At 73.8% G+C, this 24282-nt stretch carries 20 protein-coding genes; 10 read left to right on the top strand and 10 right to left on the bottom strand.

The genetic code is table 11. The features are described 5' to 3' along the window. Nucleotides 1-96: 96 nt before the first annotated feature. A complete protein-coding gene (locus tag ACQP04_RS29135; protein ID WP_433503725.1) occupies nt 97-453 on the bottom strand; it encodes a nuclear transport factor 2 family protein in 357 nt (118 codons plus the stop codon). Between ACQP04_RS29135 and mobA the strand changes: the two genes are divergently transcribed. From mobA to ACQP04_RS29165, 6 genes are all read left to right on the top strand, one after another. After that, nucleotides 452-1159 carry a molybdenum cofactor guanylyltransferase gene (gene mobA / locus ACQP04_RS29140; protein WP_433503726.1) on the top strand — a complete coding sequence of 236 codons (708 nt, stop codon included), beginning with the start codon at nt 452-454 and terminating at the stop codon, nt 1157-1159. The two genes, ACQP04_RS29135 and mobA, sit on opposite strands and share 2 nt — an antisense overlap. Then, on the top strand, nt 1156-1917 hold the full coding sequence (locus ACQP04_RS29145; protein WP_433503727.1) for an MBL fold metallo-hydrolase: 762 nt from the start codon (nt 1156-1158) through the stop codon (nt 1915-1917). The genes mobA and ACQP04_RS29145 overlap by 4 nt, the downstream gene beginning before the upstream one ends. A gap of 11 nt (nt 1918-1928) precedes the next feature. Then, complete coding sequence (locus ACQP04_RS29150) at nt 1929-2570, top strand: TenA family protein (RefSeq protein ID WP_433503728.1); 642 nt, start codon at nt 1929-1931, stop codon at nt 2568-2570. Between the two features lie 84 nt (nt 2571-2654). Further along, complete coding sequence (locus tag ACQP04_RS29155) at nt 2655-5225, top strand: glutamate--cysteine ligase (RefSeq protein WP_433503729.1); 2571 nt, start codon at nt 2655-2657, stop codon at nt 5223-5225. 34 nt (nt 5226-5259) lie between these two features. Further along, the gene (locus ACQP04_RS29160; RefSeq protein WP_433503730.1) at nt 5260-7032 is read left to right on the top strand and encodes an N-acetylglutaminylglutamine amidotransferase; all 1773 of its coding nucleotides are present in this window, start codon (nt 5260-5262) and stop codon (nt 7030-7032) included. A 3-nt stretch (nt 7033-7035) separates the two neighbouring features. Continuing rightward, nucleotides 7036-8946: a prolyl oligopeptidase family serine peptidase gene (locus ACQP04_RS29165; protein WP_433503731.1), complete on the top strand. Its 1911-nt coding sequence runs from the start codon at nt 7036-7038 to the stop codon at nt 8944-8946. A gap of 183 nt (nt 8947-9129) precedes the next feature. On the opposite strand, the gene ACQP04_RS29170 is transcribed toward ACQP04_RS29165, so the two are convergent. Together ACQP04_RS29170 and ACQP04_RS29175 are read right to left on the bottom strand one after the other, a co-directional pair. Further along, nucleotides 9130-10689, bottom strand: coding sequence for a serine/threonine-protein kinase (locus tag ACQP04_RS29170; protein ID WP_433503732.1), 1560 nt, complete (start codon nt 10687-10689; stop codon nt 9130-9132). A 164-nt stretch (nt 10690-10853) separates the two neighbouring features. Beyond that, nucleotides 10854-13088, bottom strand: coding sequence for a DUF4038 domain-containing protein (locus ACQP04_RS29175; protein ID WP_433503733.1), 2235 nt, complete (start codon nt 13086-13088; stop codon nt 10854-10856). Between the two features lie 196 nt (nt 13089-13284). On the opposite strand from ACQP04_RS29175, the gene ACQP04_RS29180 reads away from it, so the two are divergent. Further along, entirely contained in the window at nt 13285-13719 is a 435-nt protein-coding gene (locus ACQP04_RS29180) for a CBS domain-containing protein (protein WP_433503734.1), read from the top strand. A 72-nt stretch (nt 13720-13791) separates the two neighbouring features. Here the strand turns inward: ACQP04_RS29180 and ACQP04_RS29185 are convergent, their stop codons facing one another. Further along, entirely contained in the window at nt 13792-14415 is a 624-nt protein-coding gene (locus ACQP04_RS29185; protein ID WP_433503735.1) for a mycothiol-dependent nitroreductase Rv2466c family protein, read from the bottom strand. 170 nt (nt 14416-14585) lie between these two features. Here ACQP04_RS29185 and pepN point away from each other — a divergent pair, with 170 nt between their 5' ends. From pepN to ACQP04_RS29200, 3 genes are all read left to right on the top strand, one after another. Beyond that, the gene (gene pepN / locus ACQP04_RS29190; protein ID WP_433503736.1) at nt 14586-17135 is read left to right on the top strand and encodes an aminopeptidase N; all 2550 of its coding nucleotides are present in this window, start codon (nt 14586-14588) and stop codon (nt 17133-17135) included. 203 nt (nt 17136-17338) lie between these two features. Beyond that, nucleotides 17339-18052 (top strand): hypothetical protein, encoded by a 714-nt coding sequence (locus ACQP04_RS29195; protein ID WP_433503737.1) that lies wholly within the window; start codon nt 17339-17341, stop codon nt 18050-18052. Between the two features lie 21 nt (nt 18053-18073). After that, nucleotides 18074-18736: a phosphatase PAP2 family protein gene (locus ACQP04_RS29200; RefSeq protein ID WP_433503738.1), complete on the top strand. Its 663-nt coding sequence runs from the start codon at nt 18074-18076 to the stop codon at nt 18734-18736. A 71-nt stretch (nt 18737-18807) separates the two neighbouring features. On the opposite strand, the gene ACQP04_RS29205 is transcribed toward ACQP04_RS29200, so the two are convergent. The 6 genes from ACQP04_RS29205 to ACQP04_RS29230 all read right to left on the bottom strand — a co-directional run bounded on the left by ACQP04_RS29205 (nt 18808) and on the right by ACQP04_RS29230 (nt 24113). Continuing rightward, nucleotides 18808-19194, bottom strand: coding sequence for a hypothetical protein (locus ACQP04_RS29205; RefSeq protein ID WP_433503739.1), 387 nt, complete (start codon nt 19192-19194; stop codon nt 18808-18810). A gap of 122 nt (nt 19195-19316) precedes the next feature. After that, entirely contained in the window at nt 19317-20888 is a 1572-nt protein-coding gene (locus ACQP04_RS29210) for an ATP-binding protein (protein WP_433503740.1), read from the bottom strand. A gap of 98 nt (nt 20889-20986) precedes the next feature. After that, on the bottom strand, nt 20987-21691 hold the full coding sequence (locus ACQP04_RS29215) for a LuxR C-terminal-related transcriptional regulator (protein WP_433503741.1): 705 nt from the start codon (nt 21689-21691) through the stop codon (nt 20987-20989). A gap of 214 nt (nt 21692-21905) precedes the next feature. Further along, nucleotides 21906-22406, bottom strand: coding sequence for a DUF5130 family protein (locus tag ACQP04_RS29220; RefSeq protein WP_433503742.1), 501 nt, complete (start codon nt 22404-22406; stop codon nt 21906-21908). Then, nucleotides 22393-22638 carry an aa3-type cytochrome oxidase subunit CtaJ gene (gene ctaJ / locus ACQP04_RS29225; protein ID WP_433503743.1) on the bottom strand — a complete coding sequence of 82 codons (246 nt, stop codon included), beginning with the start codon at nt 22636-22638 and terminating at the stop codon, nt 22393-22395. The genes ACQP04_RS29220 and ctaJ overlap by 14 nt, the downstream gene beginning before the upstream one ends. A 59-nt stretch (nt 22639-22697) precedes the next feature. Then, nucleotides 22698-24113, bottom strand: a complete 1416-nt coding sequence (locus ACQP04_RS29230) for a DUF2252 domain-containing protein (RefSeq protein ID WP_433503744.1) — start codon at nt 24111-24113, stop codon at nt 22698-22700. Nucleotides 24114-24282: the final 169 nt, after the last annotated feature.

Raw genomic sequence — 24282 nt, forward strand, 5'->3', positions numbered from 1 at the left:
CGCTGCCGGAACTCCCGACTCGCGCTGCCGGAACTCCCGACTCGCGGTGTCAGAACTCCCGACTCGCGGAGGTCGGGGCGCGGCTCGGGGGGTGGGTCAGGCGGGGACCTTGTCGAGGAAGCCCACCACCAGGGCGATCCGGCCGTCGGGGGCGAGGGTGACGGCGTCGGCGCCGATCACCGGCGGCTCGCCCACGGCGTCCGGGCCCAGCCCCCACCGGAACCGGACGACGTCGTGGTGCGCGTCGGCCTCCCCCACCGGACCGAACACGAACCCGGGGAACTGGGTGTGCACGCCGCCGATCAGCGCGGTGATGGCCTCGTGCCCGGTGACGTCGGCGAGCGGGTCGACGTAGCGGGCGTCCTCGGTGAACACCTCGGCGACGGCCCTCGCGCGGGCGTCGGCGTCGGTGGTGTTCCAGGCGGTCAGGTAGCGGTCCACGATGTCCGTCATGGCCCCGAGCCTGCTGCCCGGCGGGCCGGCGGTCGACGACGTCGGAGGTAAAGCGGTGGCGACCCGGACCGGCGGTAGGGTCCGGCCCGTGGCTGCGGCGGGGATCGTGCTGGCCGGCGGGCGTTCGTCGCGGATGGGCCGGTCGAAGGCGTGGCTCGACTGGGACGGGACCACGCTGCTGGACCGCGTGTGCGCGGTCGTGGGCGCGGCCCTCGACGGGCCGGTGGTCGTGGTGCGGGCGCCCGGCCAGGAGCTGCCCCCGCTGCCGGACGGCGTCGAGACGGCCGAGGATCCCGTCGAGGGCCGCGGGCCTCTGCAGGGGATCGCGGTCGGGCTCGCGGCCGTCGAGACACGGGCGGAGATCGCATTCGTGGCCTCGGTCGACCTGCCCTTCCTGCACGAGGCCTACGTCCGGCGGGTGCTGGACCTGCTCGGGGAGCACGCCGTGCTGCTGCCGGTCGCACGCGGGCACCACCAGCCGCTCGCCGCGGCGTACCGGACCTCGCTCGCGCCCGTCGTCGCCGAGCTGATCGCGGAGGGCCGCAGCCGCCCGCCGGACCTGTTCGCGGCCGTCGACGTGCACCGCGCGGACGAGGCGGAGCTGCTGGCCGACCCCGCGCTGCGCGAGCACGACCCCGAGCTGCGCGCCCTGGTGAACGTCAACACGCCCGAGGAGTACGCCTCCGCGAGGGCGCAGGGGCGGTGACCTGGATCGAGGTGGGGGACGGCGTGCTGGCCCGCCGGCACGCCGAGCTCGACCTCACCACCGGGCTCGTCCTCGGCGCCGAGCGCGCGCTGGTGATCGACACCCGGGGCGATCGGGAGCAGGGCGCCGAGCTCGCCGCCGCGGTCCGTGCGGTGACGGCGCTGCCGGTGACCGTCGTGCTCACCCACGCCCACTTCGACCACTGCTTCGGCACAGCCGCGTTCCTGCCCGCCCCGGTCCTCGCGCACCCGGGCTGCCGCGCCGCGCTGGACCGCACCGCCGCCGCCCAGCGCGAGCACTGGGCGGCGCACTACCGCCGCGACCGCGACCAGGCGACGGCCGCGGCGCTGGAGGCGACCGAGCCGGTTCCCCCGGACCCCGCACCCCCGTCGGTCGACCTCGGCGGCCGGGAGGTCGTGCTGGTCGCACCCGGGCCCGGACACACCGACCACGACCTGGCCGTGCACGTGCCCGACGCGGGCGTGCTGTTTGCCGGCGACCTCCTGGAGTCCGGCGCCCCGCCGGACTACGAGGACGCCCACCCGCTCGCCTGGGCCGACGCCGTCGCCGCGCTGCTCGCCCTCGACGCCGGCACGTACGTCCCGGGCCACGGCCACCCGATGACCCCCGCGCAGGCCCGGACCCAGCACGGCGAGCTGGCGGCGGTTGCCGCGCTCGCCCGCGCCGTCGCCGCCGGGGAGCTCGACGAGGCCGAGGCGGAGGTGCGCTCACCCCACCCCGGCGTCCCCTGGCCCTAGGGTCGTCACATGTGAGCTTTTCGCAGGAGTTGCGCGCGTCCGGCCGGGAGACCTGGGAGGCCGCCGTCGGCCACCGGTTCGTCGAGGAGCTGTGGGCCGGGACCGTCGCGCCCGACGTGCTGCGCCGCTACCTCGTGCAGGACTTCCAGTTCTGCGACGCCTTCCTGGCCCTGATGGGCGCCGCCGTCGCCACCTGCGACGATCCTGCCGCCCGGGTCGTGCACGCCCGCCAGGTCGGGCTGGTCGCCGGCGACGAGCACGACTACTTCCACCGCTCCTTCGACCTCCTCGGCGTCCCCGACGCCGACCGGACGGCCCCGGAGCGGGCGGCCCCGACGCAGGGCTTCATCGACCTCATGGACGGCACACGGGCGGACGCGAGCTACCCGGAGATCGTCACAGTGCTCGTCGTGGCGGAATGGATCTACCTCGACTGGGCATCCCGTCCACGTGGACCGCTGCCGACCGACCCGATCGCCCGCGGCTGGATCGACCTGCACCGCGGCCCCGAGTTCGAGGCCTGGGTCGCGTTCCTGCGCGCCGAGCTGGACCGCGCCGCGCCGCAGGCCCGGGACCCCCGCCGGCTCGCCCGCTTCTTCGCCGAGGCCGTGGACCTCGAGCTCGCCTTCTTCGAGGCCGCCTACACCGGCTGAGCCCTGCGGTGGTGGGCGCGGACGTGAGCAGGGCCCCGCCCTCAGGAGATCCGCCCGTAACAATCGGCCCCTAGCGTCACCCGCATGAGTGGCGCCGGGAAACCCCTTCTCGGGGTCGAGGAGGAGTTCCACGTCGTGGACCTCGAGACGCGGCAGGCCGCGCCCGAGGTCGACTCCCTCCTCCCCGAGCTCGACGGGGCCGAGTTCGCCCGGGAGCTGCAGCGCTCGCTGGTCGAGACGAACACGCCGGTCTGCGAGACCCTCGACGAGCTGGGTGCGCACCTGCGGCGGCTGCGCCGGAGGCTGGAGAGCGTCGCCGAGCCGCACGGGCTGGGGATCGTCGCCGCGGGCACCGTCCCGCTCGTCGACCTGACCGGCGACGACATCTCCGCCGGGGCCCGCTACGAGAAGATGCAGCACGAGTACCAGATGCTCGTGCGGGAGCAGCACATCTGCGGCGCGCAGGTGCACGTCGACGTGCCGGACCGGGACACCGCGGTGCAGGTCGTCCGGCGGGTGGCCCCCTACCTGCACATCCTGCTCGCCCTCTCCGCCAGCTCGCCGTACTGGCGCGGCAACGACACCGGCTACGCGAGCTACCGCAGCATGGTCTGGTCGCGCTGGCCGACCTCCGGGCCGCCGGCGACGGTCGAGACCGCCGCGGAGTACGACGCGATGGTCCAGGAGCTGATCGCCTCGGGCACGATCAGCGACCCCGGGATGCTCTACTTCGACATCCGGCCGAGCGCGCACGTGCCGACCGTCGAGCTGCGGGTGTGCGACGCCTGCACGGAGGTCGACGACGTCGTCCTCATCGCCGGGCTGTTCCGCGCGCTGGTATGCAAGGCCGGCGAGGACCTGGCCAAGGGCCTCCCGCTGCCGACGAGCCGGCAGGAGCTGCTGCGCTCGGCGAACTGGCGGGCCGCGCGCTCGGGGCTCGAGGGCGACCTCGTCGACCTGGTCGGCCCCTCGCTGGTCTCGCCCCCGCTGCTGGTCGGCCAGCTCGTCGACATGCTGCGCCCGCAGCTGGAGGAGCTGGGCGACTGGGAGCAGGTCCTCGCGCTCTCGCAGGCCACCCTCGAGCGCGGCAGTGCCGCCGCCCGGCAACGCCGGATGTTCGGCCGCCGTGGCCGGCTGACGGACGTCGTCGACGCCCTCGTCGCCAACACCCAGGGCCGGCTGCTCTCGATCGAGCCCCCGGTCGAGGTGCCGCTCGCGCGGGAGCTGCTCGCCGACTACCGGCCTGGCGGGTTCGACGAGGCGGTCAGCAACGGCGGCACCGTCCTGCCGCAGTACGGCTGGATGTTCCGGGCGCTGGAGCGCCTCGGACCGCGCGGGATGGTCGCCGCGGAGTCGGCGCTCGAGACCGAGCAGCGGGCGCGCGGGGTGACGTTCGGGCCCGAGGACGGCACGGCGGAGGGCCGGCTCTTCCCGCTGGACCTGGTGCCGCGGATCGTGAGCGCCGAGGACTGGCACGTCCTCGAGGCGGGGCTCGCGCAGCGGGTCCTGGCGCTGGAGCTGTTCGTCCGGGACGTCTACGGCGAGCGCCGCATCCTGCACGACGGCGTCGTTCCCGCGGCGGTGGTCGACGGCGCACCGGGCCGCAACCGCGAGGGCGAGATCGCGCCCGGCGACGTCGTGCGGATCGCGGTGGCCGGGATCGACCTGGTCCGCGACGCGCCGGACCGCTGGCTCGTGCTCGAGGACAACCTGCGCGTCCCGTCCGGCATCGGCTACTCGATCATGAGCCGGCGCCTGGTCCGCAGCGTGATGAGCGACCTGGAGCCGCCCACGGGCGTCGTCGGGCTGGAAGACGTGCCCGGACGGCTGCGGGCCGCGCTGCTCTCGGCGACCGACTCGGGCACCCCGGGCGCCGACGAGGTGGCGCTGCTGTCGTCGGGCCCCTCCGACTCGGCCTTCTTCGAGCACAGGCTGCTCGCCGACCGGATGGGCGTGCCGGTGGTGACGCCGCGAGACCTGCAGGTCACCGAGGACGGTGTCTACCTGGTGACGACGGGCGGGAAGCGGCGGCTCTCCGCGCTCTACCGTCGGATGGACGAGAAGGACCTGATGAACGCCCGGGGCGCCGACATGCGGCCGATCGGGCGGGCGCTGGCGAGCGCGGTGTCCCGGGGCCGGGTCGCGCTGCTCAACGCGCTGGGCAACGGCGTGGCCGACGACAAGCTCGTCTACGCCTACGTCCCCGACATGATCACCTACTACCTCGACGAGACCCCGCTGCTGGACATCGTCCCGACCTACCCCTGCGTCGACGACGAGCGGCGCGCGGAGGTGCTCGACCGGCTCGACGAGCTCGTGCTCAAGCCCGTCGACGGCTACGGCGGCAGCGGGATCGTGATCGGCCCGCACGCCGAGCGCTCGGAGCTCACCGAGGTGGAGAAGCTGATCCGGGCCGAGCCGGCGAGGTGGGTGGCCCAGGACATGGTGTCGCTGTCCACCCACCCGACCTTCTCCGGGAACCGGCTGGAGCCGCGGGCGGTCGACCTGCGGGCCTTCGTGTTCCAGAGCCAGTTCGGGGGCCGGGCGCACCTCGACGTCGTCCCCGCGGCGCTGTCGCGGGTCGCGCCGTCCGGCAGCCTCGTCGTCAACTCGTCGCGGGGCGGCGGCGCCAAGGACACCTGGATCCTGCGGTAGTCGCCCGAGATCGTCGGCAGTAGGAGGTAGCCACATGTGCGGTATCGCCGGTGAGATGCGGTTCGACGGCAGCTCGGCCGATCCGGCCGTCGTCGCCCGGATCGTCAAGGCGATGGAGCGCCGCGGCCCGGACGGGACCGGGGTGCACGCGGCGGGCCCGGTGGCGCTCGGCCACCGGCGTCTGAAGATCATCGACCTGTCCGAGCGGGGCGCCCAGCCGATGGTCGACTCCGCGCTCGGGCTCGCCGTGGTGTTCAACGGCTGCATCTACAACTACAAGGACCTGCGTCGCGAGCTCGAGGCGGCCGGCTACGCGTTCTTCTCCGACTCCGACACCGAGACGGTGCTCAAGGCCTACGCGCACTGGGGCCCGGAGTGCGTGGAGCACTTCTACGGGATGTTCGCGTTCGCGGTGGCCGAGCGGGACAGCGGCCGGCTCGTCCTGGGCCGTGACCGGCTGGGGATCAAGCCGCTGTACCTGACCGAAGGGGCGGGCGTCCTGCGGTTCGCCTCGTCACTGCCCGCGCTGCTCGAGGCCGGTGGCGTCGACACCTCGATCGACCCGGTGGCGCTGCACCACTACATGACCTTCCACTCGGTGGTCCCGGCGCCGCGGACGATCCTCGCGGGCGTCGGCAAGCTGCCGCCGGCCACCGTCCGCGTCTACGAGCCCGACGGCCGCCACTCCGACCGCGTGTACTGGACGCCGATCCACGAGCGCCGCCCCGAGCTGGGGATCACGGACTGGAAGGAGGCCGTGCTCGACGGCCTGCGCACGGCCGTGCGCCGCCGGATGGTCGCCGACGTGCCGGTCGGCGTCCTGCTCTCGGGCGGGCTGGACTCGTCGCTGATCGTGGCGCTGCTCGCGCAGGAGGGGCAGACGGGGCTGAAGACCTTCTCCGTCGGCTTCCACGCCGCCGGCGGCGAGAAGGGCGACGAGTTCGAGTTCTCGGACATCGTGGCCAAGGAGTTCGGGACCGACCACCAGCAGATCCTGGTGGACCCGGCGCGGATGCTCCCGGCCGTCGACGAGGCGATCACGGCGATGGCCGAGCCGATGGTCAGCCACGACTGCGTGGCCTTCTACCTGCTGTCCGAGCAGGTGTCGAAGTCCGTGACCGTGGTGCAGTCCGGCCAGGGCGCCGACGAGGTCTTCGCCGGCTACGACTGGTACCCGCCCCTGCGTGACATCCCCCGTGACCAGGCGGTCGAGGCCTACCAGGCGGTGTTCACCGACCGCCCGCACGGCGAGCTGGCCGAGATCCTCGAGCCCGAGTGGCTCCTCGACCACGACCCCAGCCGGGCCTTCATCACCGAGCACTTCGGAATGCCGGGTGCCGACGAGACGTTGGACGCCGCACTGAGGCTGGACAGCACGATCATGCTCGTGGACGATCCGGTCAAGCGCGTCGACAACATGACGATGGCCTGGGGACTCGAGGCCCGCGTACCGTTCCTGGACCACGAGCTCGTCGAGCTCGCGGCGGCGTGCCCACCAGAACTGAAGCTCGCGCTCGGCGGCAAGGGCATCCTCAAGGAGGCGGCCCGCGGCGTCGTCCCGGACGAGGTGATCGACCGGCCCAAGGGGTATTTCCCGGTGCCCGCCATCCGTCACCTGGAAGGACCGTTCCTCGAGCGGGTGCGCGACGCCGTGACCGACCCGGTGGCCAAGGCGCGGGGCCTTGTCCGGGGCGACTGGCTCGACCGTATGCTCGCGGATCCGAACACCCGGCGCACCAACCTGGGGTCGAACGCGTTGTGGCAGGTGGCGCTGCTGGAGATGTGGTTACAGGAGAGGGGGATCTAGCTCATGAACGGTGTCAACGTGGATACCTTCACCGACCGGCGCCGCGCGCAGCTGGCCGGTGAGCTGGACGAGCACCTCTTCACCCCCGCCTACCGCTCCGCGCTTCCCTCCCCGGACGGCACCCTGCTGGCCTGGGTCTCCGACCGGGACGGGCGGCCGCGCGCCTACGTCGGCCCCATGCCGGCGGGCGAGCGGCCGGTCGAGCAGCCCGCCGCGCCGCTGGACACCGAGGTGGACCCGGTCGTGGCGTGCGACGTCAAGGCGCTGAGCTGGTGCCCGGACGGCTCCTTCGTGGCCTGCGAGGTCGCCCCCGGTGGCGGGGAGCGGACCCGGGTCCTGCTGCTCTCCCCCGACGGCACCGAGCGGCGCGAGATCGCCGCCGGGTCTTCGGCCGTCACGCTCGGGGCCTGGTCCCCCACCGGACGCCAGCTCGGCGTCACCATCTACTCGGACCGCGCCTCCGGTGGCGACGGGTCCGGCACGGCCTGCCTCGTCGACGTCCGGGACGGCTCCTCGATCGTCCTCGGCTCCGGGCCGGCCGCCGTGGTGTGCGCGGTCAGTCGCGACGGCCGTCGGGCCGTCCTGCGCACCGGGCGCCGCGGCGCCCGCACCCTCGAGCTCATCGACCTCTGGACCGGCCGGCGCACCGACCTGCTCCCCGGGCACGACGCCACCGTGGCCGACGGGCGCTTCGGCGTCACCGGCGCGGTGCTCTACCTGCACACGGACGCCGGGCGGGACCGCCCGGCGCTGCTGGCGTGCTCCATCGGCGACGACGCGTCCGGCGGGGAGGTCTCCCTCGCGTGGGAGGTCGCCTGCAGAGGACACGACGACCTCGACCAGGTCGCCCTCGACCCGGCCGGGGCCCGCGCCGCGCTCGTCTGGAACGTCGACGGCCGCTCGGAGCTCGAGCTCGTCGACCTCCGCACCGGCCTCACCGACCCGGTGCCCGACCACCCCGGCGACGTCGTGACCGGACTGGCGTTCACCCGCGACGGCCAGGCGCTGCTCGTCGGCAGCGAGGGGCCCGCGGTCGCGCCGAACGTCGCCCGGATCGCGCTCGACGTCCCCCTCGCCGAGCCCACCCCGCTGCTCCCCGACACCTTCGACGCGCTCGAGCAGCTCGTCGACCCCACACTCCACGAGTTCCGCGCCGAGGACGGGCTCACGCTCACCGGATGGCTGTTCCGGCCACGCGGCGGGTTCGGCGCCGCCCCGACCCTGGTGTGGCTGCACGGCGGGCCGGAGGCGCAGGAACGTCCGGTCTTCCAGCCGCTGTTCCAGGCGCTGGTCGCCTCGGGTGTGCAGGTCTTCGCGCCCAACGTCCGCGGCTCGGCCGGGTTCGGGCGCGTGTTCTCGCAGGCGGACGACCTGGACCGTCGCTTCACCGCGATCACGGACGTGCGGGCGGCGGTCGGCTTCCTCACGTCGTCGGGCCTCGCCGACCCGGACCGCATCGGGGTGTCCGGGCGCTCCTACGGCGGCTACCTCACCCTCGTCGCACTCGCGTGGTTCCCCGAGCTGTTCGCGGTGGGTGTCGACGTGTGCGGCATGTCCGACCTGCAGACCTTCTACTCCGACACCGAGCCGTGGATCGCCGCCGCCGCGACCACGAAGTACGGCGACCCGGAGCGGGACGGCGAGATGCTGCGCGCGCTCTCCCCCATCCACCGCGCCGACCGGATCAGCGCGCCGCTGATGGTGGTGCACGGGGCATACGACACCAACGTCCCGCTGGGCGAGGCCGAGCGGATCGTCGAGGCGCTGCGGGCCCGCGGCGCGGCCCCCCACTTCCTCCTCTTCGACGACGAGGGCCACGAGACCCACGCCGTCGCCAACCGCGCCGAGTTCACCGCCGAGGTCGTGCGATGGGTGACGGGCCACCTCACGGAGCCCGCCTCCCAGACCGCGTGAAGGTGTAGCGGGCGCCGCAAGCCCGCTGATCACTGCGAGGGTCACCGCAGCGCTGTGCGAGGAGCGGTGCGGTGACGCCTGCGATGATCATGGTCGCGGGTCGGGCGCAAGATCGATATGAGCGCTACGGGAGCGCTGATCGCGCAGCCCTCGTGTGACGCTCGCAGTGATCTCGACGACCGCTCAGGCGCGGGAGAAGGACTGGATGAGCTGGTTGCCGTCGCTGCCCGTGCCGACCCGGAAGGTGTAGGGCTCGCTGCTGGTGGAGCCGTCGTTGCGGGTGAAGACGATCGTGCCCGAGACCTGGCCCTGCCCGGTGGAGCGGGCGTTCTGGATCTCGACCTCGCTCATGCCGGCGTAGAAGTTCCGGAAGCCGTCGAGGCCGCCCGAGGCCGCCTGCGCCTGCGAGCCGAGCAGCGCGAAGGCGGCGTCGGGGTTGTCGGGCAGGAGGCTGTAGTAGCGCTGCACGAACGACACGGCGTCGGTGTCCGAGGCCGGGCTGCTCGACGGCGTGGGCGACGGGGTGGTCGTGCGCGGGGTCGTCGTGGGCGGGGTGGTCCTGGTCGGCGACGGGGTGGTCGTGGGTGCGGCCACGGGAGGCGGGGTGGCCCCGCCGCCCGAGCCGGTGTCGGCCGAGCGCATGGCACCGATCGCGACGCCGACGCCCACCACGAGCAGCACGACGGCGGCGATGACGAAAGGCAGCAGCCGCCGCCCGCGCGACTTCCCTGCGGCGGCCGGCGGCCGCTCCGACGCCGGCGGCACGACGACCGGCGGCACGACGACCGGCGGCGCCGGCATGTCCGTGAGCGTGCGCGGGCCGGACTTGGCCGGGGTCTGCTGCGACCCGGGCAGCACGCGCGTGGTGACCGGCGCTGTGGTGGCCGCTCCGGCGGCCGAGGCGCCGCCCGAGATCGCGGTCAGCGCGTCCCGCGCCTCGGCGGCGGTGGGACGTTCCGTGGGCTCGTTGGACAGCAGGCGCATGAGCAGCGCGGTGAGCGGACCGGCGTTCTCCGGCGGCCGGACCGCGCCGGTGGCGACCTTGTGGAGCAGGGCGTAGGCGTTGTCGTCGAGGCCGAAGGGCGGCTCGCCCTCGACCGCGGCGTAGAGCGTGGCGCCGAGCGCGAAGACGTCCGACGCCGAGGTCGGCTCCTGCCCGCGCGCCACCTCCGGCGCGAGGAAGGCCGGGGTGCCGGCGATCATGCCCGTGCGGGTGAGCTGGACGTCGTCGACCGCGCGCGAGACGCCGAAGTCGGTGATCTTGGCGCGGCCGTCCTCGGCGATCAGGACGTTGCCGGGCTTGATGTCACGGTGCACCACGCCCGCGGCGTGCGCGGCCGCGAGCCCGTCGGCGACCTGACGGCCGATCGCCGCGACCTCGCGCGGCTCCATCGGCCCCTTCTCCCCCAGCACCACCGCGAGCGAGCGGGAGGGGAGGTACTCCATGACCAGCCACGGCCGGTCGTCGTGCACCACGACGTCGAACATGCTGATGACGTGCGCGTGCTGCAGCCGCGCCCCGATCCGGCCCTCGCGCAGCAGGCGCTGGCGGGACTCCTCGGCGGCGTCGGCCCCGTTGCCGCTGACCGGCGCGGCCGCGGCGATCAGCTCCTTGACGGCGACGGTGCGGTTCAGCAGTTCGTCGGTTCCCCGCCACACGGCACCCATCGCCCCGACACCGATGCGTTCCTCGAGCCGGTAGCGGTTCCCGATACGCGGGGCGTCGGGCTCGGGCGGGGTCATGACCGTCAAGGGTAGGCACTCCGCGCGCGCGAGGCTCCGGGAGGTCGGGTCGGACGGGGCTCCCCTGCCAGGGTGACACGCGACGACGGGTGATCGCCCCGCGGGTCGCGCCGGGCCCCCGCCCCGGGCGCCGGGGTCGCGCGGCGGGGTGATCGGCAGGCAGATCATCGCGGCAGGCCGAGCTTGCGGGCGCAGGCGGGCCAGGAGCCGTAGCCGCCGCGCTGGTCCCGCACCTTCTCGGCGATCTCGATCTGCTGCTCCCTGGTGGCCTGGTCGGCGCGCGGGGCGTAGCGGGTGCCGCCGAAGTCGGACCAGGTGGCGGAGTCGAACTGGAGGCCGCCGTAGTAGCCGTTGCCGGTGTTGATGGCCCAGTTCCCCGAGGACTCGCAGGCCGCCAGGCTGTCCCAGCTTCCCGAGCTCGCCGGGGCGGGCTTCTCGGGCTCGGCAGGCTTCTCGGGCTCGGCCGGCTCGGGCTCCTCCGGCTCGGCCGGCTCCTCGGGCTTCTCCGGCTCCCCGGGCTCTGCGGGCTGCTCGGGTGGGGCGGGCTGCTCGGGCCGGTCCTGCCCCCTCTCGTGACCCTCCGCCTCCCCGCTCGGCCGGCGGTCGGGCCGCTCGTGCTCGGGCTGGTCGGCGTCGCCGTGCCCGCCGGCCCGCGGTCGCTCGTGACCGGAGGCGGCGTCGGCCTCGCGGTCGGTCTCGCTGGAGGTCTCGCTGCCGGTCTCACCGCCGGTCTCGCCGGCGGTCTCGCCGGCGCGCTCAGCGTCGCCGGCCCCGGACATCGTCGGGGAGCCGGGGTCCTCGAGGACCTCGGTGCCGGGCGCGCCGTAGCCCGCGGCCTCGTCGTCGAGCACGAGGACCCAGTCCCGCTCGTCGCCCGTCCCGGCGGGGGCCTCGAAGGCGGCGACGCCGGTCGCGTCGACCGGCTCCTCGACCTCCAGCACCTCGCCGGTGCGCGGGTCGACCCAGGACGCCCGGACCCGGTCCGCGGCGAGCATGTCGAGATCGACGGTCACGTCCTCGCCCTCGGGCGTGTAGGCGACGAGGAACGAGCCGTCCGAGGCGACGGCCGCGGAGACCCGGGTGTCGCCCGCGGAGCCGGTACCGGCCAGCGCCCCGTCGGCGGGCTCCAGGAGGCGGTACGGGCGCGACTCCAACACACGCCTGAGCACGCCGAGCTGGGCGCCGCCGTCGGTCTCGACGGCCTCGGCCCACCCCGGCTCGAAGTCGGAGACCGTGGAGTCCGCGTAGGTCGCCCCGCTCGCGCCGCCGAGTGCGGCGCGCCAGGCCTCCGCCCGGACGTCGTGGTCGGTCGTGGTGCCGGTGGTGCCGGCGCAGTTCTCGCCCTCGGTGAGCGGCGTGGCGTCGAGCAGAGGTTCCCCGGTGTCCGTCGCCGCGGCCCGGGCGTCGGCCCGCGAGGCCGACGACGCACAGCTGCCGCTGGCTGCGGAGGTCACGTCGGCCAAGCTCTCCGGGTCCTCGGAGCCGTCGCCGAGCTCTTCGCCCGCTTCGCCCTCGGCGCCCTCGCCCGGCCCGGCGTCGGTCCGGTCTCCGAGCTCACCGGCCTCATCGAGGCCACCGCCCGACCCGGCCTGGTCGCCGGCGGCACCATCCGCCTCGAGATCGCCCAGGCCGCCGGGGTCGAGGTCGTCCTCGCCGCCCGAGTCGGAGTCGGTCCCGCCATCCTCGTCGGGGTCGGCCACGCCGAGGTCGGCGCCTCCCGCCCCCTCGCTCGAACCCGCACCGCCTGCACGATCGCCACCGCCGGAGGACGCCCCCTCCACCCCTCGCGGCAGGTGCGCGACCGGCGCGTCGCTCCCGCCCTCCCGCAACCCCTCGACCAGCTCGGCCCAGATCCCGTCGTGCCCGCCCCCGTCGTCGCCACCCGTCAGCCAGACGACGGACGCGTCCCCGTACCGCGCGCCGAGGAAGCTGCCGTACTCCCGGGCGTTGCGCTCCGTGACCAGGCTTCCGGCGAGCCCGTCGCTCCACACCGGCGCCAGGGCCAGGGTGACGCCCTCCGCCGCGGCCGCCCGGACCAGTCCGTCGACGTGCTGCCAGTACGCCTCGGTCGGCGCGCCCAGGTGCCCCGCGAAGGCCACCACTCCGGCCCGGTCCCGCTGCGCGCCCGGCCGCACGAGGGCGGTCCGCACCACGGTGAAGCCCTGGTCGGCTCGGGTTCCGAGGTAGTCGGCGGCCTCGTCGCCGTCGAGCGCGGTGACGAGGGCCCACGCCGTGTCGGCGAGCCAGTAGAAGGGCGTGCCGTCGGGCCGGGAGAACCACCGCCCGTCGACCCGGACCCCACCCTCCGGTGCCGCCCGCACCACGGCCGCGACGAGCACCCCCGCCAGCACGACGACCACCGCCAGCGCCGCACCCAGCGCCCGTCCGTAACCACCCACGGGCCGCACGCTCGCAGCGCGCCCCGCCCGCTCGGGCCGGAACGGATCATCCCGTCACGATCGTGAACGGGACCGTCGGTCACCGCCGGGGGCCTCGCTCCGCCGGACCAGTGATCTTTCACATCGTTTCGTGCTGAAATCGAGGCTGCGGGAGCAGAATGAACGACGTCCGAGAACTGCGGCGGAGGGACTGGCGATGAAGATTGCGGACATCCTCGACGCGAAAGGCCGGACCGTGCACACGATCCTGCCCTGGGCGACGGTCGCGGACGCCGTGGCCCGGCTCGAGCGTCTGGGGGTCGGCGCCCTCGTGGTGTGCGACGCGGACCAGCGCATGGTCGGGATCCTGTCCGAGCGGGACCTGATCAGGGAGCTCGCGCACCGGGGGACGGATCTGCTCGAGCGGCGGGTCGACGAGGTCATGACCAGGAAGGTCGCGACGTCGCGGCTCGACGAGCCGATCGCGAGCGCCATGGCCCGGATGACCCGCGACCGCTACCGGCACCTCCCGGTGATCGACGGGGGGAGACTCGCCGGCATGGTCTCGATCGGCGACCTCGTCAAGGCCCGGCTGCGCGACATGGAGCTCGAGACGGGCGTGCTGCGGGACATGTTCATCGCCGCCCACTGATTTCCGCCGAACGACACGAACGGCACTTCCGTGCGGATCTTCCGCGCAGAAGTGCCGTTCGGGTGAAAAGGATCAGTAGTCGAAGTCCGGGTCCTCGGTACGGGTCCGCTTCAGCTCGAAGAAGTGCGGCCAGCCGGCCAGCAGGCGGGCGCCGTCGAAGACCTTCCCGGCCTCCTCGCCGTGCGGCACCTTGCTGATCACGGGACCGAAGAAGGCGACGTCGTTCACGTGGATGACCGGCGTGCCGACGTCCATGCCCACCGGGTCCATGCCCGCGTGGTGACTGGTCGTCAGCTTCTCGTCGTACTCGGTCGAGGAGGCGGCCTCGGCCAGCGACGCGGGCAGGTCCAGCTCCGCCAGCGCCTCCTTGATCACGACGTCGAAGTCCTTGTTGCCCTGGTTGTGGATGCGCTCGCCCATCGCCGTGTACAGGGGGCGCAGGACCTCCGGGCCCTTCAGCTCGGCCGCGGCGATGCACACGCGGACCGGGCCCCAGCCCTTCTCCATCATCGCCTGGTACTGCTCCGGCAGGTCACGGCCGGAGTTGAGCACCGACAGGCTCATCACGTGGAAGTTCAGCTCGATGTCGCGGACCTTCTCGACCTCGAGGATCCACCGCGAGGTCAGCCACGCCCACGGACACAGCGGGTCGAACCAGAGGTCCACCTTCGCCTTGTCCGTCTCCGTGCTGGTCATGGGCACTCCGTTCGTCCGGGGAGGGACTCTTCCATCGGTCACAACCGCGAGGGGTGGACGACGTGTTCCCGGATACCCCGCAGTCCCGGCCGCAATGACGGGGCGACCACTGCGGCCACGTGATTGGATGCCCCCACGCCCCAACCCTCCGGAAGGACCGCGCTGCGCTCATGGCCCCGCCCAACCTGACCCGGACCGACGCCGAGCGCCGGGCCGCCCTGCTCGCCGTCTCCGGCTACGTCGTCGACCTCGACCTCACCGACGGCCGCGGCGGACCGGGCGAGAAGACCTTCGCCACCACCACGACGGTCCGCTTCTCCTGTGCCGAGCCCGGCGCGGACAGCTGGATCGACTTCGTCGGTGCCGCGGTCGAGAGCGCCACGCTCAACGGCACCGCGCTCGACGTCTCCGGCTACCGCGAGGACGACGGCATCGCCCTGCCCGGCCTGGCCGCGGAGAACGAGCTCACCGTCCGCGCCACCGGCACCTACATGAACACCGGCGAGGGGCTGCACCGCTTCGTCGACCCGGTCGACGGCGGCGTCTACCTCTACTCGCAGTTCGAGACGGCCGACTGCAAGCGCCTGTTCGCCTGCTTCGACCAGCCGGACCTCAAGGCCCGCTACACGATCACGGTCACGGCGCCGGACGACTGGAAGGTCGTGTCCAACGCCCTCGCGGAGACCGAGAAGGCCGGCCCCGCGACCGTCCACCGCTTCGCCGAGTCCGAGATCATGTCGACCTACCTGGTCGCGCTGGTCGCGGGCCCCTACGCGTCCTGGCACGAGGAGCACGACGGGATCCCCCTGGGGATCTACTGCCGCGCGAGCCTGGCCCCGCACATGGACCACGAGCGGATCTTCACGGAGACGCGGCAGGGCTTCGACTTCTACCACCGCAACTTCGGGATCCGGTACCCGTTCGGCAAGTACGACCAGCTGTTCGTCCCGGAGTTCAACGCGGGCGCGATGGAGAACGCCGGCGCGGTCACCTTCCTCGAGGACTACGTCTTCCGGTCCCGCGTCACGCGGTTCCTCTACGAGCGGCGCGCCGAGACGATCCTGCACGAGATGGCGCACATGTGGTTCGGCGACCTCGTGACCATGCGCTGGTGGGACGACCTGTGGCTCAACGAGTCGTTCGCCACCTGGGCGTCCGTGCTCTGCCAGGCCGAGGCCACCGAGTACGCGCAAGCGTGGACGACCTTCGCGAACGTCGAGAAGTCCTGGGCCTACCGCCAGGACCAGCTGCCCTCGACGCACCCGATCGCCGCGGACATCCCGGACCTGCAGGCCGTCGAGGTGAACTTCGACGGGATCACCTACGCCAAGGGCGCGTCGGTGCTCAAGCAGCTGGTCGCGTACGTCGGGCTGGAGCCGTTCATGGCCGGCCTGCGCGCCTACTTCGAGGCCCACCAGTGGGGCAACGCCACCTTCGACGACCTGCTGGGCGCCCTGGAGAAGTCCTCCGGCCGGGACCTGAGCGACTGGGGCGCGCAGTGGCTGCGCACCACCGGGCTCAACCTGCTGCGCCCGCAGTTCGACCTCGACGACGAGGGCCGGTTCACCTCCTTCGAGGTCGTGCAGGGCGGCGCGCGGCCGGGCGCCGGTGAGCTGCGCACCCACCGGGTCGCCGTCGGCGTGTACGACGACGACGCCGAGGGCCGGCTCGTGCGGACCCACCGGGTCGAGGTCGACGTCACCGGCGAGCGCACACCCGTCGGGGAGCTGGTCGGCGTCCCGCGCGGGAAGCTCGTCCTGGTCAACGACGACGACCTCACCTACTGCGCGCTGCGGCTCGACCCGGGCTCGCTGACCACGCTGATCGACCGGATCGGCGACATCGCCGAGCCGCTCCCCCGCACCCTGTGCTGGTCGGCGGCCTGGGAGATGACGCGGGAGGCCGAGCTCAAGGCACGGGACTTCACCACGCTGGTGGCCGGCGGCTTCGGCCGGGAGACCGAGATCGGCGTCGTGCAGCGGCTGCTGCTGCAGGTGCAGACCGCGGTGGCCTCGTACGCCGACGAGTCGTGGGCCACCGACACGGGCTGGCCACTGCTCACGGACGCCCTGTCCGCGCAGCTCGACGCGGCCGAGCCCGGCTCGGACGCCCAGCTCGCCGTGGTCAACGCGCTGTCCGGCAGCGTGCTGCCCGCCGCCACGCTGGACCGGTTCGCCGCGTGGCTCGAGGGCCGGGACGTGCCGGAGGGGCTGACCGTCGACACCGACCTGCGGTGGCGGCTGCTGCACGCCCTGGTCGCGCACGGCCGGGCCGGTGAGGAAGCGATCGAGGCCGAGCACCGCCGCGACCCCACCGCGGCCGGTGAGCGGCAGGCCGAGCGCGCCCGCTCCCTCGTCCCGACCGCCGAGGCCAAGGCGAAGGCCTGGGACCGCGCGGTGCACGACGACGAGCTGCCCAACGCCGTCAACGAGGCCATCATCGGCGGCTTCAGCCACCCGGGTCAGCGGGCCCTGCTCGCGCCCTACGTGGAGAAGTACTTCGCCGAGGTGGCGGACGTGTGGGCGCGGCGGACGTCGGAGCGCGCGCAGAGCGTGGTGCTCGGACTGTTCCCGTCCTGGGCCGTGGAGAAGTCGACGGTCGACGCCGCCGACGCCTGGCTGGCCGACGAGAGCCACCCGCCGGCCCTGCGCCGGCTGGTGTCCGAGGGCCGGGCGGGCATCGTCCGCGCCCTGGCCGCGCGGGAGTTCGACCGCAGTTGACCCCGTTCACGGGCCGGCGTCGTCGTCTCCGACGCGGGCCCGTGCTCTCGCTCCGTCGCAGGTTGGTGACACCGAGCGAGAAGGTTGCTCGGCGTTCGGGTGAATGTCGACTGCTCCTGCTGGCACTGCCATACTCCGCACCTCACCGAGGGTGATCCGCGCTCCCCCGACTTGCGGCGCCCCCGACCCGCCGGAGTCCGCGCATGCGCCTCATGTCCGCGCTCTACCCCGTCCTGCTGGCGTGCCTCGTGGTCGTGGCGGGCTGCGGCAACCCGAGCGCCGACCAGGCGGCGCTCGTCAGCACCGGTCCGGCCACGGCCGAGCCCGCCCACGAGCCCGCGGCGATGCCCGTCCCGGGTGCCCCGTCGGTCCTGCAGGCGGCCGTCGTCGCCAGCCGGAACCTGCCGAAGCCCACGCCCGCCCCGTCGTCGGCCGCCGCGGCACCCGGCTCGCGCGCCGGCGGAGGCGGGGGTGGTGGCGGCGCCACCACGGGCCGCGCCGGCCGAACGGCGAACACCGAGGTGACCTTCTACGGCGCCTTCGACAACGACCCGCCCGGCAGTGCGGCGATCGCCTACCCGGTGAAGCACTCCGAGGCTGGCGGGACCGGCACCTACGCGGACCCGATCACCTTCGCCGCCGACCCGGACTACATGGCCGTGGGCACGCTCGTCTACTACGCGCCGCTGCGGAAGTACTTCGTCATGGAGGACCTCTGCGCGCCCTGCCAGGACGAGTACCAGGCGAACCGGCACCCCCACATCGACTTCTACACGGGCGGCTTCGACAGCGGCGTCACCGCCTGCCAGGCCTCGCTCACCCCGTCCGGCCTCGTCGCGGTCGAGGTCTCGCCGCCGCCGGGCCGCGCGGTCGACACCACACCGCTCTACTCGAACGGGCGATGTATCTCCGGTTGATCACGGGGAACTCTGGAGATCGTGACGAGCGCAGGTCCGCCCGCCCCTCCGGCCCTGCCCGCGTACCTGCGCCGGCCCGCCGCCGTCGCGGTCGGGCTGGCCACGGTCGTGTTCGCCCTGCTCGGGTCCCGGTACGCCGGGGAGAGCGGCTACGGCCGGATCGACGGGCACACCGAGAACCTGGTCGACTCGGTGACGTCGGCCCACGTCTGGATCCTGCCGCGGCTCAGTGAGCTCGGGTCGCCGCCGCTGGTGGTGTTCGCCGCGTTCGCCCTCTGCGGGCTCTGCCTGGCGCTGGGGCGGCGCCGCCTCGCCGTCGTCGCGATCGTGGGGCCAGGGCTGACCGGCGTCGCCACGACGTTCCTCAAGCCCGCGATCGGGCGCACGATGGAGTTCGGTGGCTTCGCCTACCCCAGTGGTCACACGGGCGGCGCCACGTCGATCGCGCTGGTCGCGGCGCTGCTGCTGGTGAGCCTGGTGCGGCCGGGGCGGATCACGGGCATCGCGCTGGTCGTCACGATCGCGCTCGTCGTCGGCGGCACGATCGGCACGGCGATGGTCGCGACCGGCGCCCACTACCCCACCGACACCGTGGGCGGCTTCTGCGCCGCGGTCGCGTTCGTGCTGGGCGCGGCGCTGCTTCTGGAGTTCGTCGCCGCCCGGTGGCACGCGCGCCGCGCCTGACCGCGGACACGACGAGGGCCCCGCCGGACGTCCGGCGGGGCCCTCGGTGGTTCGTGCTGTCGGGTGCCGGGTCAGCGGCCCACCAGGCGACCCAGCAGCCCCTTCTTCTTCCCGCTGCCGTCCGCCGGCGTGTAGTGACCGCAGACGGCGGCACCGCAGGCACCGCAGTCGTCGCCGGGCCGGTAGTGCTCGTGCGCCTCGGCCTCGTGCCCGCAGACGCACACCCCCGCCGGGGCCGGGGCCTGCGGCGGCGGCGCGACCGGTGGTGCGGTCGGGGCGCCGGCCTCGGTCCCGTACCCGGGTCCGGTCCGCTGGGCGGGCACCGCGACGTCCGGCGTCGCGAGATCGTCCACCGCCGGCAGCCCCGTGGGCGGGGTCAGCACCGACGAGGAGGATCCCTGCACACCACGGCGCGCCGTGGTCCGGTTGCGCGGACGGGCGTTGTCCGACTCACCCATTCGGGATCCCACCTTTCTTCCGACCGGCCTCGGGGGGCCGGATGCGCCACAGTATGCAACCGATCGACCCCTGCGGGGAATCACCAGGTGAGGTGAGACGCCCGACGGTGTCCGCAGTTGCCTTACCGTGCGACGGCGTCGGTGGCCGGTCGATTCGCGTCGACGGCCGGAAGAGTGACCGTCGCGGCACAGCCGCGCGGACCGTCCACCGTCCGCAGGGTCAGGGACCCTCCCTGGCCCTCCACGAGCTCCCTGCTGATGTGGAGCCCCAGTCCGGAACCGCCGGCGCGGGCGTCGTGCACACCCCGTCCGAGAACCTCGCGCTCCTTCCCCTCGGGAAGGCCCGGTCCGTGGTCCCTGACCTCGATTACCACGTCGTCATGCTCGGAAAACGCCGTCACCGTGACGGGGGTTCCCGGGGCGTGGCGTTCACAGTTGGCCAACAGGTTCGTGACGATCTGGGCCGCCACCGCGGGGTCCCCGGTCGCGGCGAGCCCGTCGGCCACCTCGAGGCACACGTCCCGGCCCCGCGCCCGCTGCAGCGCGACCAGGCCCGCGAGCATCGGCTCGAGCTCGTAGGAGACCGGGGCGTCGACCTCGACGAGGTCCTCCTCGAGCTCCAGCGGGTCCGTCGAGCGTTCGAGGATGGTGTGCAGGCGGCCGAGCTCGGCGAGGACGGCACTGCGCAGCCGCTCGTGGTCGGGGCCCTCGCCCTCGGCCGAGAGCAGGTGGGTGATGCCGGCGAGGCCCGCCAGGCCGTTGCGCAGCTCGTGGTTACGCTCGGCCGTGTGCGCGGCGGCGCGCTCCATGTGCAGCGCGGCGACGGCGAGCTCCTCCTGCTGCTCGAAGTTCTCCTCCTGCAGTGAGCGCAGGCCGCGCTGGACGAGCTGGAGCAGGCCGAGCAGCAGCACGGCCATCGCCGCGAGCCGCAGCGCCGGGAACACGAGGTCCGGCACGGGCGGCCCCATCGGGGTGGTCAGCCGGTAGAGCTGGGCGCCGGCCAGGACCACGAGGCCGAGCCCGACCCGCAGCCGGGTGGTGCTCTGCCGGCGCGCCGCGTCGATCACCGCCAGCACCGCGGCGCCGCCCCAGCCCGCGACGACGACCACCGAACTGACCGGGCCCGCGACCAGCCGGGTCACGGGCCCGAGGTCCGGCACGAGGAACAGGGCGAGCACGGCGAGGACCGCGCCGCCGAGCATGATCACCCAGCCGCCCCAGGTGCCCATCCGCCGTGGCGACCGGAGCGCGAAGACCAGCAGCACCAACGCCGTGGCGTGCGCGAGCAGCCGCGAGACCTGGGTCGCCGACGAGATGGTGCCGGCCGGCGCGGAGACGCCCCACGGCAGCACGACGAGGCAGTAGAGGACGAGTGCGGCCGCCAGCCAGGCGAGCCGGGCCTCGTTGAGCAGCCGCGAAGCCACCAGCGCCAGGATCGCGGCGGCTGCGCCGACACCGGCGCCGACCAGCGTGATGATGTCCGACGCGGTCTCCTCGTGGAGCCACTCGAGCACCCGCGGGCTCGAGGCCAGCACGACGACCCCGGCGCAGAGCGCGAGCAGCGCGCCCATGTCGACGGCCAGGCGCGAGGTGAAGCGCGCACGCCGCAGCCGCCCCACCGCGCTCGTCACACCGGTCGCCATGACCCCGAGGACCCCCTCCCCGGGCGCGCCCCCGGCGCGCCGTTCATCCATCTTAGGTATGCGGAGACCCCGGTACGCGGCGGACGATGGACCTCGGCCGAACGGCGGTCGGGCGTTCGCCCGACACGCGGGCCCGCGACGAGCGCGGATCAGGCCCCGGTCGCCCGGCGGTAGAGGGCCACGGCCTCGAGCTGCGAGCTCACCTCGAGCTTGGTGAGCACGGCGCGGATCTGCGTGCGGACGGTCGCCAGCGACACCACGAAGTGATCGGCCACGGCCTGGGCGCGTTTGCCGCGGGCCAGTTCGGCCAGCACCTCCCGCTCCCGCTGGGTGAGCCTGCCGAGCTTCTCGGAGAGGTCCCGGCGTTCGGCCTGTCTGCGGCGGTAGAGGTCGATGAACTTGCGCCGCCGGTCGTCGGACATCACCGGACGCCCGGCGACGGCCTCGCGCACGGCCGCGAGCAGGGTCGGGAACGGCGCGTTCTTCGGCACCCAGGCCAGCGCGCCGGCGTCGAGCGCGGAGCCGACGCGGGCCGGGTCGGCACTGCCGGAGAGGACGAGGACCTGCCAGCCGGCGCCCAGCAGCGGGCCGACCAGCTCCACGCCGTCGATCCGGTTGCCCTCCGCGTCCCGGCCCAGGTCCAGGTCCAGCAGGACGAGCCCGGGCTCGACCTTGGCGGCCTCGGCGAGGATCCCGCGCTCGGCGGCCGGGCGGATGCGGGACGCGTCGATGCCCTCGGAGCGCAGGCCGATCACGAGCGAGGTCGCGACGAGCTCGTGGTCGTCGACGACCACGACGGGAGTGCCGACGCCGGGGGGCCTCCGCTCGGGGTCGATCCGTGTCGGTTCGCTCATGGAGTACGACGGCGGCTTTCGCTGTGGGTTCGGCGGACGGTACACGGACGGCACCGATTCGCCCACCAGGGACGTGCTACCACCCCGGGCGTGGGTGAATCCGTACGCCTTGCCCACATGATTGCACCATATGGCTGACGAGCCCTACCCATCACGCACGATTGCGTGATGGCGGTGTGGCACGGCCCGCTCCCGGGCCGTGCTCACTCTTCCGTCAGCGGCGCGGACCGGCCTGGTCGGCCAGCATGCGCAGGCCGCTGAGCAGCCCGCCCAGCAGGTCGCTCTCCTTGAACGAGGCCACCATGCTCATGACGGCGAGCTTGGCGCCCCGGTCCGGCAGCCGCAGCTTCGCCTCGGAGCCGGTGATGACCTCGACGACGCGCTGGCCCGGGCTCACCGCGACCAGCACGGACTCCGGGGCACGCTCGAGCGAGGCCTGCAGCTCGGCCGCGCGCGTCTCCGGCTTGGGGCCGAGGTCGCCCAGGAAGATCGCGAAGAGCAGGCCGGACTCGCGGCTGGCGAGGGTCAGCGCCTCGTCGAGCCGGGACAGCTGCGGGGTCGTGAAGGGGACCTGGCCGGACGTGTTCGGCTCGGTGAAGATCTCGGCGGCCGACACCCGGCCGGAGCCGGTGACGACCGTGCCCTCCGGCAGGCTGTCCGGGTCGATGGTGGCGACGGCACCGTGGCCGTGCCCGCCGTGCTCACCAGTGGCCACGGGCACCCCCGGTCGTCGCGGCCCCGTCGGCCGGCTCGATGTGCTCGACGTGCGCGGGCAGGTGCGCCCCCTGAGGGTTCGCCGTCCACAGCACGGGCTCGTAGTCCCACTTCTCACCCGTGCGGTACTTCGGCCGCTTCGCGGTCTTCCGGGCGAACGTCAGCAGGGCGACGACCGCGTAGATGACCAGGGGCGGCAGCACGAAGACCAGCACCGTCTGCACCACGCTCACGGCTGCACAACCTAGCTCATGGGGTGGGGTCCAGGCATGTCAGGCGGGGTGGACCTGCCTCACACCCCGGGCTCGCACGGCAGGACCCCGCGCCGGATCGCGCCGGTCAGCTCGTCGAAGTCCCGTTCGGCCTGGTCGGCGTAGGCGCGGGCGAAGCGGCCCATGGCCTGCCGCATCTTGCCGCCGCCACCGATGTAGCCGCTGATCATCGACGCGCCGCTGGTGCGGGCGTGGCCCTTGGCCAGCAGTCGGCCACAGACGGCGGCGTAGTCCGCGAGGGTGGCCGCGTCGATGCCGTCGAGGACGATCGCGCCCTTCATGTCGCGGAACTGGCGGACGTAGTACTGCCGCTCGCCCACGGTCGTCCAGCCGAGGAGCGGGTCCGACACGGTCTGCAGGGCCTGCTGGTACTCGACCACGCGCTGGCCCTGATGGGCGTGCCAGGCGTCGTCGCCGTGCACGTAGGGGGCAACGACGGACCGGCGGGCCTGCTTGAGCTGCAGGAACAGGACGTCGTCGGCACCGGAGCCCTCACACAGCGCGATGTAGGCGCGCAGCCCGACCGACCCGACGCCCACGACCTTGTGCGCCACGTCGACCGCCCGGTACCCGCCGACCACGCGCGCCCAGTGCGGCGGCAGGGTCCGCAGGTACTCGTCGAGGGCGGCGAGGATCCGCTCGTACTGCGCGGGCTCCGGGCGGGTGATCAACGGCGGTTCGGTCACCAGGCTGCGCTCCGCCCCGTCACGTTGCGTGAAGCGGGGCAGCGCGCGGTCGCTGGTGCGGCGCCGGGCCTTGCGCGCAGCCGACTTGACGGCCTTGCGGCTGCTCTTGCGGGGCGCCCCCGCGTGCAGCTCCTGGGCGCCGATCCGCTCGAAGGAGCGGGCCAGCAGGGGTTCCTCGGCCAGCCGCTCGAGGTGGCGGCGGTAGGCGTCGACGCACTGCTCGACCGCCGTCCGACACTGCTCCTCGGTGGCGGAGTTCTCCCGGCCGGCCACCCAGATGCTCGCCGTCAGGCGGCGCAGGTCCCACTCCCAGGCGCCGGGGTGGGCCTCGTCGAAGTCGTTCAGGTCGAAGACGAGCTCGCGCTCCGGCGAAGCGTAGAAGCCGAAGTTGCCGAGGTGCGCGTCGCCGCAGATCACCGGCCGGATCCCGGTGGCGGGCAAAGTCGCGAAGTCCGCGGTGTGCAGAGCGGCGGCACCGCGCAGGAAGGCGTAGGGGCTGGCGCTCATCCGGCCGATCCGCACCGGGACCAGCCGCGAGACCCGGCCCTCGTTCGTCGCGATCACCGACTCGACGGCCCCGATGCGCCGGTTGCTCGGCGACCACGCCGCGAGCGCCGACCGCGGCACCCCCTGACGCAGGCTGCGCCCCAACGCGTACCGCTCCGGGCGGGGCACGGCGGGCGCCGAGAGCAGCGCGAAGCCGTCACGGTCGCGGGGACCGAGCGAGGTGAGGACGGCGTGCGGGTGCATGGACAGGTGATACCCGACGGACGGTCCCGGCGCCGGGCCCGATGGCAGGCCGGGCGATTCGTCCGTCCGTCGGCCGGGGGCGCGACGGTTGGCCGCACGGATACACCCGGTGATCTCCTCGTCACCCGCTCGGGTTGTTCGGCCGTCGACACCCGACCACGATGGGCCG

The organism is Pseudonocardia halophobica, assembly GCF_050948485.1.
GTDB classification, from domain to species: domain Bacteria; phylum Actinomycetota; class Actinomycetes; order Mycobacteriales; family Pseudonocardiaceae; genus Pseudonocardia; species Pseudonocardia halophobica.